Origin of the sequence: Gluconobacter cadivus (assembly GCF_015244745.1) — a bacterium.
Lineage (GTDB): Bacteria > Pseudomonadota > Alphaproteobacteria > Acetobacterales > Acetobacteraceae > Gluconobacter > Gluconobacter cadivus.
Genome location: NZ_JABCQI010000004.1, coordinates 1 through 12,657 on the forward strand (window position 1 = coordinate 1; position 12,657 = coordinate 12,657).

The 12,657-nt window shown below is 58.5% G+C and carries 8 protein-coding genes, 1 tRNA gene and 1 pseudogene; 7 read left to right on the forward strand and 3 right to left on the reverse strand.

Features of this window, described 5'->3' with window-relative positions:
• Together HKD28_RS06855 and HKD28_RS06860 are read right to left on the reverse strand one after the other, a co-directional pair.
• Positions 1-498 (reverse strand): annotated as a pseudogene (locus tag HKD28_RS06855) (hypothetical protein); the annotation flags it as partial.
• Between the two features lie 327 nt (positions 499-825).
• Positions 826-899 (reverse strand) — tRNA-Cys (locus tag HKD28_RS06860).
• A 156-nt stretch (positions 900-1,055) separates the two neighbouring features.
• On the opposite strand from HKD28_RS06860, the gene HKD28_RS06865 reads away from it, so the two are divergent.
• From HKD28_RS06865 to HKD28_RS06880, 4 genes are read left to right on the forward strand one after another with little or no spacing between them, the layout of a single operon-like run.
• Complete coding sequence (locus HKD28_RS06865) at positions 1,056-2,513, forward strand: TolC family outer membrane protein (RefSeq protein WP_194262009.1); 1,458 nt, start codon at positions 1,056-1,058, stop codon at positions 2,511-2,513.
• 29 nt (positions 2,514-2,542) lie between these two features.
• Positions 2,543-3,067: a DUF2497 domain-containing protein gene (locus tag HKD28_RS06870; RefSeq protein WP_194267696.1), complete on the forward strand. Its 525-nt coding sequence runs from the start codon at positions 2,543-2,545 to the stop codon at positions 3,065-3,067.
• A gap of 55 nt (positions 3,068-3,122) precedes the next feature.
• A complete protein-coding gene (locus HKD28_RS06875) occupies positions 3,123-5,789 on the forward strand; it encodes a valine--tRNA ligase (RefSeq protein ID WP_194267697.1) in 2,667 nt (888 codons plus the stop codon).
• Positions 5,782-6,663 (forward strand): hypothetical protein, encoded by an 882-nt coding sequence (locus tag HKD28_RS06880; RefSeq protein WP_194267698.1) that lies wholly within the window; start codon positions 5,782-5,784, stop codon positions 6,661-6,663. Before HKD28_RS06875 ends, HKD28_RS06880 begins: the two co-directional genes overlap by 8 nt.
• Here HKD28_RS06880 and ilvD read toward each other — a convergent pair.
• The gene (gene ilvD / locus HKD28_RS06885; RefSeq protein WP_194267699.1) at positions 6,641-8,497 is read right to left on the reverse strand and encodes a dihydroxy-acid dehydratase; all 1,857 of its coding nucleotides are present in this window, start codon (positions 8,495-8,497) and stop codon (positions 6,641-6,643) included. The genes HKD28_RS06880 and ilvD overlap by 23 nt on opposite strands.
• Positions 8,498-8,649: 152 nt before the next feature.
• Here ilvD and HKD28_RS06890 point away from each other — a divergent pair, with 152 nt between their 5' ends.
• The 3 genes from HKD28_RS06890 to HKD28_RS06900 all read left to right on the forward strand — a co-directional run bounded on the left by HKD28_RS06890 (position 8,650) and on the right by HKD28_RS06900 (position 12,655).
• Complete coding sequence (locus HKD28_RS06890) at positions 8,650-10,593, forward strand: CocE/NonD family hydrolase (RefSeq protein ID WP_194267700.1); 1,944 nt, start codon at positions 8,650-8,652, stop codon at positions 10,591-10,593.
• A gap of 73 nt (positions 10,594-10,666) precedes the next feature.
• Positions 10,667-11,221 carry a peptide-methionine (S)-S-oxide reductase MsrA gene (gene msrA / locus HKD28_RS06895; RefSeq protein ID WP_194267701.1) on the forward strand — a complete coding sequence of 185 codons (555 nt, stop codon included), beginning with the start codon at positions 10,667-10,669 and terminating at the stop codon, positions 11,219-11,221.
• A 51-nt stretch (positions 11,222-11,272) separates the two neighbouring features.
• Positions 11,273-12,655 (forward strand): DUF2252 domain-containing protein, encoded by a 1,383-nt coding sequence (locus HKD28_RS06900; RefSeq protein WP_194267702.1) that lies wholly within the window; start codon positions 11,273-11,275, stop codon positions 12,653-12,655.
• The last annotated feature ends 2 nt before the right edge of the window (positions 12,656-12,657 follow it).

Here is a 12,657-nt window from a genome sequence, read left to right on the forward strand (position 1 = left end):
GGTCGCGGCCCCTGAATTGAGCCAGTAGGCCACACTGCGTGTATCGGCGAGTTTGGGGAAATTCGAGGTTTTGAGAAGGCCCTGAATATTGGTCGTGGTGGTCATCAGCCCGGCCACAGGTGACGGGCTGCAAAGCCTGGTCCCCAACACATAATTCGTGTCGATATCGGACATCTGCAGTGGTCCGGTCGTCAGGACGCGCTGATTGATAACCGGGTTTTGCAGGCGGCCATTCTGAGTGTCTGCTTTCTTCCCCAGCCAGAACGCAACCGAGTTATCGTTTTCTGTGGAAGGCGCGAGGTTCCGAAGGTTTTCCGTCTGGGTGTAAATTTTCCATGTTGGCATGCTCTGGGCAAAGGCCTGGGAAGCAGCAAGCAGTGACCCCGCAAGAAGCAGCGGAAACAGTCGTATTGTCGGGACCCCAGCCACGTTGCTCAGCAAGGGTGGGCGCCATCTGGAGATGACGATTTTTCGGGCCCGTGTAAAATTCCGGGTCATGAGACGGTCCCTGTTCTTCAGCTGCAGAGGATTGGCGAGGCCAAAGAAGATGTTACGCTCGCAGGCACGTCGGGTTTTTCAGGACATCCAGTTCGACCCAATGACCCCGCACGGTCGCCTTGTTCCAACATAGCCGTTCATCGGCCGCGTCGACAGATGACGACTCGCTTGATAACCCCACGAAGGATTGGTCACAGAGTCACTGCCCGCTCTCTCAGGGCATAGTCTGCGCAAAATGCCGGTCCTAAGGCTGGCAGAGGCGAATGTTCTACCTTGAAGCTGAAAACCAGCTAGAGGTTAAGCATTTGTTTGTGCTGGAAGTGTCTCTGGAGGTCCGGGCGGGAATCGAACCCACATACGCGGATTTGCAGTCCGCTACATCACCATTCTGCCACCGGACCTCGACGGAGACAGGCGCTATATCCCTCTTAGAGCCTGACGGGTCAAGACCGATAATTGATCTGCAGAAGGATTTTTCTTCTGCCTTCGAACAGGCTATTAAGGACTGATTCACATAACGCTGTGATATAATGCAGACTTCAAGAGCAGGAATTCTCATGACTTCAGGATGCAATGGCGCGACGAAACTGACGGCCCCGCTCGGGCTTGGTCTACTGTCGCTTCTCCTGAGCGGAACTGCTCTTGCACAAAAATACGATGGCAGCGGCTCACCGAATTTCATTCCACATACCCTGCAAGAAGCGCTTTCAACAGCTTACCTGACCAACCCGACACTTCGCGAAGAACGAGCGCATCTGCGAGCAACTGACGAACAGGTTCCAACTGCACTCGCAGGTTGGCGTCCGACCGTTCAGACGGGCATGAATCTGACTTATTATGACGGAAGCACAAATTACGCTTCAAGCGGCGGATATCTCGGCAGTTCTCGACGCTACCAGACACCCGGCTACACAGGGACCGTCACCATCACCCAGCCGCTTTATCAGGGCGGAAAAACTGTCGCCGGCGTTCACGCTGCAACAAACCAGATCATGGCTGAGCGCGCTCATCTGATCCAGACAGAGCAGGACGTCTTTACCAATGTCGTCGAAGCCTATGTGGGCATTATTGAAGACGAACAGCTGCTGCAGATCGCGATCAACAACGAGCATGTTCTGCAACAGCAGGTCGAGGCAACTCAGGAGCGTTTTCACGTCGGTGAAATCACTCGAACAGATGTTGCACAGGCACAGGCTGCTCTCGCAAGCGCCACAGCCGAACGACAGCAGGCCGAAGGAACGCTTCAAAGTGCTCAAGCAACATACCTTCAGGCTGTTGGGATTGCAGCATCTCCAAATCTGGAAGCCCCCCAGCCACTTAACCTGCCCGTACACAGCGAGCAGGAAGCCGTTGGCGTCGCAGTCCAGAACAATCCTCAGGTTGTAAATGCACTCTTCACCGAGGCGCAGCGCAAGGACAACGTCTCTGTCCAGATTTCCCAGATCATGCCGAAGGTATCCGCAAGCCTGAACTATCAACGTTCCGTCAATCAGGCCTATGGCGACTCTCTTCAGGACAACAAGTTCGGCGAGATCGAATTTTCCGTTCCTCTTTACCAGGGCGGATCGGAATACGCCTCGATCCGAGGGGCTCGTCAGGATGCCCAGGCTGCTCATCGGGAAGTTGACGTGCAGCGCAGAGCCGCTCTTCAGAAAGCAGCATCAAGCTGGCAGCAGATGGTAGCTTACAAACAGTCCATTTCCAGTGATCGCATGGCCATTTCGGCAAACGTCATCGCGCTGGATGGCGTCGAGCGGCAGGCTCTCGTCGGAACGAGCACCACTCTTGCGGTTCTTCAGCAGCAGCAAACCCTGCTCCAATCCCAGAGAACGCTCGTTCAGCATCTTTCGAACCTCGTGACGTCTTCATACGCTGTCGCTGCTTCGATCGGACGCCTGACAGCGGTAGATCTCAAGCTGGGCGTCCCGCTTTACGATGAAAAAGCCTATTACAACGCCGTTAAGAACAAGCTCTGGGGCATGAGCGACTACGCGATCAACCAGCCCGGCCGATAATTTCAAGCAAAACGGAATATCCGAAATCCATGACTTCTTCTGATTTGAACCAGCACGACACCCATGACGGCGAAGGGATGACGGACGTTCTGACTTCCATCCGGCGCATTCTTCACGACGATCCCGCTCCGGCTGCGACAACCGAGGAAACGCAAAGCGTGCCAGCACAGGAAGAAGAACTCACGCTCGACAGCTCCATGATGGTCGCGCCGCCAGCGCCCGCTGTAACTGCGGTGCCGTCTTCGACAGCTTCGCCATCCTCTGACGTGAAGACCATTCCTCCCGCGGATGCCGAGCAGAGCAAGAACGATCTCATGAATGCCCAGACAGTCGCTGCGGCAGAGCGCTCTCTCGACGAACTGCATGCAGCGTTCAGCGGAACGACTCCTCTCGCCTCCGATACTGTCATTAGCCGAGGAAGCGGTCTGACCATTGAAGACATGGTTCGCAGTGAAGTGCGCAGCATGGTCCGGACATGGCTGGACGCACACCTGCCGTCACTGGTTGAAATTCTTGTCCGTGCAGAAATTGCCCGTCTGCGTCCACGGGAGTAAGAAGGGCGGTGGAAGAGCATTCTTCCGCCTGCTGTACTGACTGTCCTGGATAACCATGCTCGAAAAAAGCTTCGTCCCCGCCGACCATGAAAACGCCCTCTACGATGCGTGGGAGAAAAGCGGCGCTTTCCGGGCTCACCCCGACAGACCCGGTGAGCCTTTTTCGATCATGTTTCCTCCACCAAACGTCACGGGAACGCTTCACCTCGGTCATTCGCTAAACTTCGTCCTTCAGGACATGCTGATCCGCTGGAAGCGTCAGGAAGGCTTCAACGTCCTCTGGCAACCGGGAACAGACCATGCCGGAATTGCGACGCAGATGGTTGTCGAGCGCGCCTTGGACAAAGAAGGCACCAGCAGGACCGCTCTGGGACGCGAAGGTTTTCTCGAACGGGTCTGGGACTGGAAGCATGAATACGGTGGCACCATCGTCCAGCAGCTTCGCAAACTCGGCGCATCTGCGGACTGGGAGCGTGAACGCTTCACAATGGATGAAGGACTGTCACGCGCGGTCCGTAAGGTTTTCGTCACCCTCTACAAGGAAGGGTTGATCTACCGCGACCGACGGTTGGTCAACTGGGACCCGAAATTCCGATCTGCCATATCGGATCTGGAAGTAGAGAACCACGAGACCAAAGCGTCAATGTGGTACATTCGCTATCCGCTGGAAGACGGCCGAACGATCACTGTCGCCACAACGCGCCCGGAAACCATGCTGGGCGATGTGGCGGTTGCCGTTCATCCAGACGATGAACGTTATGCCGACATGATCGGGAAAACGGTGATTTTGCCGCTGACGGGACGTCGCATTCCCGTTGTTGCCGATCTGCATTCCGATCCGGAAAAAGGCACGGGTGCCGTCAAGATCACACCCGCCCATGACTTCAACGATTTCGAAGTCGGCAAACGTCACGATCTGCCGGCCCCTACAGTTCTCGATGAAACAGCCTGCCTCTGGATCGAAGAAATCCGGCCTGAATTGCAGGATATTGACGGACTGGCTTCAGTCGCATTCGTCGAAACCCTGAATGGCCTGAGCCGTGAAGAAGGCCGCAAACAGGTCGTCGCCGAACTTGAACGCCTTGAATGGCTGGAAAAAATCGAGCCGCACAAGCTTCAGGTTCCCCATGCAGAACGTGGCGGAGCCATTGTCGAACCGCGCCTGACGCTCCAGTGGTACTGCGATGCCAAGACGCTCTCCGGTCCTGCGGTTGAAGCCGTCGAAAGTGGAAAGATCGCCTTCGAACCACGCCAGTGGGAAAACACGTTCCATGCCTGGATGCGCGATATCCAGCCTTGGTGCATTAGCCGTCAGCTTTGGTGGGGGCACCGCATCCCGGCCTGGTACGGCTCAGACGGTAAGGTTTACGTTGCTGAAAATGAGCAGGAAGCTCAGGCTCAAGCCGGTGAAGGCGTGAAGCTCTCACAGGATGAAGACGTTCTGGACACTTGGTTCAGTTCCGCGCTCTGGCCATTCACCACGCTCGGCTGGCCGGACAAAACGGAAGAACTGGCGCGCTATTATCCGACCAGTGTGCTCGTCACAGGCTTTGACATCATTTTCTTCTGGGTAGCCCGGATGATGATGATGGGTCTGCACTTCATGGACGATGTTCCGTTCCGGACTGTCCTGATTCATGGGCTGGTTCGGGACGAAAAAGGGCAGAAAATGTCCAAGTCCAAAGGGAATGGTCTGGACCCGCTGGATCTTGTTGCCGAGTTCGGAGCGGATGCGACGCGCCTTGCGATCTGTGCGGGGACAGGACCGGGCCGGGATATTAAGCTCGGCCGCAAGCGGGTTGAGGAACATCGCGCATTCATTACCAAACTCTGGAATGCCGCGCGCTTCCTTGAAATGAACGGGGCGACACCGACGGAAGGCTTTGATCCGGCCAACGTCAAGAGTGCGCTTGGGCGCTGGATCCTGACGGAAGCCAATGATGCCGTGGCTGAAGCCGGAAGGGCGCTTTCGGCCTATCGTTTCGATGAATATGCCAACTGCTGCTACCGTTTCGTCTGGAGCCGGTTCTGTGACTGGTTCGTGGAATTCTCGAAACCCGTCTTTGCTGCGGAGAACGCAGAAACCATTGAGCTACGGGCCGTTAGCGCGCATGTTTTAGGGCTGATCCTGCGCCTGATGCAGCCGGTTATTCCGTTCGTGACAGCCACACTGTGGAAGGAACTGGGCTATGCGGGGGCTTTTGAAGACAGCCGCTGGCCGGAACCTATGCAGGTTGAGCAGGCAGATGCGGCCCGTTCGGAACTGGACTGGGTTATTCGTCTGATTGGTGATGTGCGGACCGTGCGTTCGGAAATGAACATTCCGCCTTCGCAGAAAGCACCGCTTCTACTGCGGGATGCGACTGCGGAAAATCTGGGTCGTGCCCAGACATGGGCGGAAGCCATTGGCCGGATGGCACGGATTTCAGAAGTTGGCGTTGTGGGAGAGGATGCGCCCCGTAACGCGGCACAGATCGTTCTGGACGAGGCCACTGTTTTCATTCCGCTCGAAGGGCTGATTGATCTGGACGCAGAGCGGGCACGTCTCGCCAAGGAAGCGACCCGGATCGAGGGCGAAATTCTCAAAGTGACACGCAAGCTGGATAATGCGGACTTCATCGCCCGCGCCAAACCGGAGGTCGTGGAAGAAAATCGGGACCGTCTGACGTCATTCCAGAGCGATCTGGATCGCCTCAAAGCGGCTCTGGGGCGCCTTGCCTGACTTAAAAACCTCAGCCTGTCTTGGCGCGGTCACTCTTGCTTTTGTGGCGGGAATGGCGGCAGCCCAGGCACTGCCGGAAGGCCGCAGCCTCGAGAATGCCGTCATAGCGGGCGAGCATCTCGATGTTTCGGTCTTTCGGCCTGCGTCCTGCCAGATCCGGGCCATCCTGATCGTTCTGGCAGGAAAAGAGCGGAACAGCGCGACATATCGTGACGACACCATTCCGTTGGCCAGACATGAATGCAGTCTGGTGTTCGCACCTTATTTTTCCATATCCCGTTTTCCCGTCCAGCAATATCAACGCGGGGGGTTTCCGGTCTCACCACAGAGTATGGTTCCCGCCGCCCTGTATATGAGACCGCTGGAACAGTGGGCCCGCAACGTTTCCAATGAGCGACATGTGCCAATTATTCTGGTCGGGCATTCCGCAGGGGCACAGTATCTGGAACGGGTTGCGGCTTATGCCCCGGGGGAAGAGGTCATGACGATCATCATGAATCCCTCCACCTATGTCGAACCGGAGACGAATACTGCTGTTCCGTACGGCTTTCGCAACTGGCCCGAAGCGGCCAGCCTGCCAGATCTGCGGCGTTATCTTTCAAGCAATATTGCCGTCATTCTGGGCGCTGAGGATACGGAAACCTCTTCGGCGACTGAACATCTGGCCGCAGCGGCGGAACAGGGGCGCAATCGTCTTGAGCGGGGGCAGTGGGCCTATGCGCAGGCCCGGGAACAGGCCGACAAGCTCAATGTTCCGTTTGGCTGGACGATTACGCTTGTCCCGGCAACAGGGCATGCTTCCGCCAAAATGCTGGCGTCCGCCGAATTGCAGGACGCCGTGGAAAGTGCGATCAGGTCCGCGTCTTCACGATGATCTGAGACAGATCGCGGACGGCGCCATGGGCTGCGCTTGTGGTCATGGCGGCATAAGCCTGAAGGGCTTTCGAGACCACACGCTCCCGGTTGGGCGTCCACGCATCTGCGCCGCGCGCATTCATCCGCTCCCGCCGATCGGCGATGTCGGCATCCGAAACGGCGAGATGCAGGCCGCGATTGGGGATGTCGATCTCGATGCGATCGCCGTCCTCGACCAGTCCGATCAGGCCACCTTCAGCGGCTTCGGGGGACATGTGGCCAATGGACAGACCCGAGCTTCCGCCTGAGAAACGGCCATCCGTGATGAGCGCGCAGACCTTGCCCAGACCTTTGGATTTCAGATAGCTGGTTGGATAGAGCATTTCCTGCATGCCGGGGCCACCCTTGGGGCCTTCATAGCGGATGACCACGACGTCTCCGGCCACGATGCGGTTGCCAAGGATGGCGGCCACAGCATCATCCTGACTTTCGAAGACGCGCGCCGTTCCCGTGAAGGTCAGGATGCTGGCTTCGACACCGGCTGTTTTGACGATGGCACCGTCTTCGGCGAGGTTACCGTAGAGCACGGCCAGACCGCCATCCTGCGAGAAGGCATGTTCCTTGTCGCGCAGAACACCGGCTTCACGGTCCTGATCCAGTTCGTGATAGCGGCTGGACTGCGAAAAGGCGTGGACGGTCCGGACGTTTCCAGGAGCGGCCTTGAACAGATGGGCGGCTTGCGCATCCCCGTTCAGAATGTCCCACTTTTTCATCGCATCACCGAGCGTGGGCGCATGGACGGTCGGGACGCTCGTATCGATCAGGCCCGCGCGGTCCAGCTCACCCAGAATGGCGGGAATGCCGCCTGCGCGATGGACGTCCTCCATATGAACGTCGTTCTTGGCCGGGGCGACCTTGCACAGATTGGGCACACGACGCGACAGGCGGTCGATATCGTGCATATGGAAGTCAACGCCGCCTTCGCTGGCGGCGGCCAGAAGATGCAAAACCGTGTTGGTCGAACCGCCCATGGCGATATCGAGCGTCATGGCGTTCTCGAAAGCTGCACGCGTGGCAATGCTGCGGGGCAGGGCGGAGGCGTCGTCCTGTTCGTACCAGCGGCGCGCCAGTTCCACGACAAGACGCCCGGCGCTCAGGAAGAGTTCGCGGCGGTCGCTGTGCGTGGCGAGCAGGGAGCCGTTACCGGGCAGAGACAGGCCCAGAGCTTCCGTCAGGCAGTTCATGGAGTTGGCGGTGAACATGCCCGAGCACGAGCCGCAGGTCGGGCACGCCGAGCGTTCGATCTGCTCTGATTCGCTGTCTGAGACTTCCGGATCGGCCGCAGCGACCATCGAATCAACAAGGTCCAGCTTGCGCGTCACACCCGGGCCGTTGATCTTGCCGGCTTCCATCGGACCGCCTGAGACGAACACGACAGGGATGTTCAGACGCATGGACGCCATCAGCATGCCCGGCGTGATCTTGTCGCAGTTGCTGATGCAGACGATGGCATCCGCGCAATGGGCGTTGACCATGTATTCCACGGAATCCGCGATCAGCTCACGCGAAGGCAGGGAATACAGCATTCCGCCATGACCCATTGCGATGCCGTCATCGACTGCGATCGTGTTGAATTCCTTGGCAATTCCGCCGACTTCCTCAATCGCAGACGCCACCAGGCTGCCCATATCTTTCAGATGGACATGGCCGGGGACGAACTGCGTAAAGGAATTGGCAATGGCGATAATGGGTTTGCCGAAATCGCCATCCTTCATACCCGTTGCCCGCCAGAGCGCACGGGCGCCCGCCATGTTGCGGCCGTGAGTGGTGGTGCGGGAGCGATAGGCAGGCATGGAACAAACTTTCATGACGGAATAAGGCCCTGATCCATAGCGAATCAAACGCGCGGAAGCCAGTGCAGGAAAGATATGAAAACCGGTGCGTGCTGCTCTTGCCCGAAAGTCTCCGTCCGGTCCAAACTCGGAACAAAGATCAGGAGCCCTTTGTGAGACGTCATTTTCTGAGCCTCGGCACAGCTCTGGCCGTAACCTGTCTGTATGCAGCGCAGGCCGCCGAACCCACTTCCAGCCTGCCGGTCACACCGGACATGATCCAGACTGGCAGCGATATTCCTGCCCATGTCAGCATGCCACCGGTCGATCGCGACTACATCAAGCGCGACGTCATGATTCCGATGCGCGACGGGATCAAGCTCCATACCGTCATCGTCATTCCCAAAAACGCCAAAAATGCGCCGATGCTTCTGACGCGCACGCCCTACAATGCCAGCGAGCGCGCCAGCCGCGATGCGGATGCGAAAACCATGCGCGCGCTCCTGCCGCAGGGAGACGACGTGTTCGTGGATGGGGGCTATATCCGCATTTTTCAGGATATTCGCGGCAAATACGGCTCACAGGGCGACTACGTCATGACGCGGCCCCCGATTGGTCCGCTGAACCCGACGAAGACGGATGACACGACTGATGCGTGGGATACGATCGACTGGCTGGTCAAGAATGTGCCGCAGGGGAATGGCCGCGTTGGCATGACCGGGTCGTCCTATGAGGGCTGGACGGTCGTCATGGCGCTGCTGGATCCGCATCCGGCCCTGAAGGTTGCCTCTCCGGAAAGCCCGATGGTGGATGGCTGGATGGGCGATGACTGGTTCCATTACGGCGCATTCCGCCAGCCCAGTCTGGATTATTTTGCCGGACAGATGGCAGCCGCAGGCTCCGGCGTTTCGATCGACCGCCCTGATGCGGACGACTACACGACGTTCCTTGCGGATGTTTCCACCGGCAATTTCGCGACGAAAGCCGGGTTGGACCAGTTCCCCTGGTGGCGCCGCACAAAAGCGCATCCGGCTTACGACGCGTTCTGGCAGGATCAGGCGCTGGATCAGCTCATCGTGAAAAAGCCGCTCAAGGTTCCGACCATCTGGGAACAGGGGCTTTGGGATCAGGAAGACATGTGGGGCGCGATCCATTCCTGGATGAACCTCAAGGCGCACCACACGCAGGTTCCGAACATTCTCGTTATGGGGCCGTGGCGTCATAGCGGCGTGAATTATGATGGCTCCACGCTCGGCCCGCTGCATTTCAATGGCGATACGGCGCTGTGGTATCGGGCCACTGTCATGCGTCCGTTCTTCGATCACTATCTGAAAGACGCGCCCGATCCGCATCTGGACGAAGCCATTATCTACAATACCGGCGAGAATCACTGGGACCACTTCCGCAACTGGCTGAGCGACTGCGGCACGTCGTGCATGCAGAAGGGCGAGCGCCTGTACCTCCAGCCGGATCATGGTCTTGCGTTCAAGCGCACCTTGCCCGGAACGGACAGCTATGTGGCCGATCCGGCGCATCCGGTGCCGTTTGTCGAGCGTCCTTACATGATGGACGGCGATCCGCGCTGGAAACCCTGGCTTGTGTCGGATCAGCGCTTTGCCGAAAGCCGCCCGGATGTCCTGACCTATGAGACCCCCGTTCTTGATGCTCCCGTCCGGGTTTCGGGCGTGCCGACGGCAGATCTGTTCGCTTCGACCACCGGGACGGATGCGGACTGGGTCGTGAAGATTATCGACGTCCAGCCCGGCCATACGCCGGACAACCCCAAAATGGGCGGGTATGAACTGCCGATGTCCATGGATATTTTCCGGGGTCGCTACCGGCAGAACTTTGCCCATCCTTCCGCCATTCCGGCGGGACAGGTGCAGGAATACCACTTCACGCTTCCGGCCATGAACCATGTGTTCCTCAAAGGGCACCGGATCATGATCCAGATCCAGTCGAGCTGGTTCCCGCTCTATGACCGTAATCCCCAGACCTTCGTGCCGAACATCTTCGACGCCAAGGCACCGGACTACCGTGCGGCCACGCAGACCATCCACCGGGGCGGCGACCATGCCAGCGCCGTCTGGCTCCCGGTCGTCACGGCAGCACCGTAATTCATTCAGTGAACTCGTCAGACAGGTTCGGCCTCCCCATATGGGGAGGCTGTCCTTTTAACGGAGCATCATCATGACGACCCCGTCTTCCAGCCTGTCCTCCATTCTCCTTGGCGCAGGCTGCTTCTGGTGCGTCGAGGCCGTCTTTACGGGCCTGCGCGGCATCATTTCGGCTGAGCCGGGCTACGCTGGCGGCAGTGTTGAAAACCCGAGCTATGAAGACGTCTGCACAGGCCGAACAGGCCATGCCGAAGTTGTGAAAGTCGTGTTCGATCCGGCTGAAATCGGGTTGGAGGACGTACTCCGCGTGTTCTTCACGACGCACGATCCCACACAGCTCAACCGTCAGGGCAACGATATCGGCACGCAGTATCGGTCCGTTATTTTTGGCGATGCCGCCCAGCAGGACACTGCCAGCAAAGTTCTGGATGAAATTACGGCGGAGGGTCTGTGGCCGGAGCCGATCGTCACCTCCATTGAAGGCCCGGTCCATTTCTGGCCCGCTGAGGAAAAGCATCACGATTATTTCGCCCGCAACCCGCAGACCGCCTATTGTGCAGCCGCCGTGGCGCCCAAGGTTGCCAAGGCGCGCAAGCTCTATCGGGACCGTCTCAAACAGCCGGACTGACAGGCGCGAGGCGCTTTGTCATGGCGCATTTTTCGGATAACGTGACAAACCATGACAGAAACTCCCGCCTTTCCCACGCTCCGTACCCGTCAGGCCCGCTACGCAGCGGGCGTGGCACTCCGCAAAACCGTCAAGCGCAGCAGCCACGCTCTCTGGACGCCTCCAGCCACACGGCCCGATCCGATCGGAATTCTCCTGGAGCAGGGAAAGAGCCGGATTGCGGACCTGCTTCCCATCCGCCATCAGCGCATGAAAGCGTCGCCCTTCGCATTCCTGCGTGGTGCCGCGGCCATTATGGCCTCGGACCTGTCCTTCACACCCGCGACCGGGATCCGTGTTCAATCCTGCGGGGACTGCCATCTCGATAATTTCGGCTGCTACCCGTCTCCGGAAGGGCTGCCCGTTTTCGATATCAATGATTTCGACGAGACGGCACCAGCGACATTCGAGTGGGATCTCAAACGTCTGGCAACCAGCCTTGTACTGGCCGGGCGCGAGGCGTCCTTGTCTGAAAAGCACTGTCGCCGTCTGGCCGTTTCCGCCGTCCGGCAGTATGTCGAAGAAATTGCGCGCCTGTCGGAATTGACGCCGCTTCAGGCCTGGAATGTGCGGATTGATCTGCGGGCCGTCATAGACGGCATCAAGGACAATACGACGCGTACGGGCATGATGGAGAAAATCCAGTCGCAACTTGGCGCTATTTCCGGTCATTTCGGGATGATCGACCCCAAGTCCTCGGTACGTCTGAAGGACCACCCGCCCTTCGTCACGCGCCTGCCGCAGCATAACGATATCGTTCGTGGCGCCTTTGCGCGCTATGTCAGCGATCTACCGCCCGAGCGCAGGATCGTGCTGGAACGCTATGCACTGCAGGACGTGCTGTTCAAGGTTGTGGGGATTGGCAGCGTCGGAACGTTCTGTGCGCTCGGACTCTTCACCACAGCGGATCATGAACCGCTGATCCTTCAGATCAAGGAAGCCCAGACATCCGTGCTTGAGCCCTTTCAGGGCGCTGTGGACCTTCCCAATCACGGGGAGCGCGTCGTGACGGGACAGCGGATCATGCAGGCCAGTTCGGACACATTTCTGGGCTGGACCCAGACTACTGGCAAACATACAACGTCCCAGACGGGCCGCAAAGCTGGCGGGGGTCGGGACTTCTATGTCCGTCAGACCAAGGACGTGCGTCTGGCCATGATTGGCGAGAAAATCGAAAACGCTCTTCTGCCCGAATATGCGGCGTTATGTGGACGCACGCTCGGACGGTCGCATGGCCGATCGGCCGATCTTTCGCTGCTGGCGGGTTATCTGGGGAAAGGCCAGTCCTTTGCCTCCGCCATCGCCGATTTTGCGGTTCGTTACGCCGATCAGAGCGAAAAGGACTGGAAAGCCTTCACGCAGGCGATTGCGGACAAGCGCGTCTGCTGTGCCTGAGG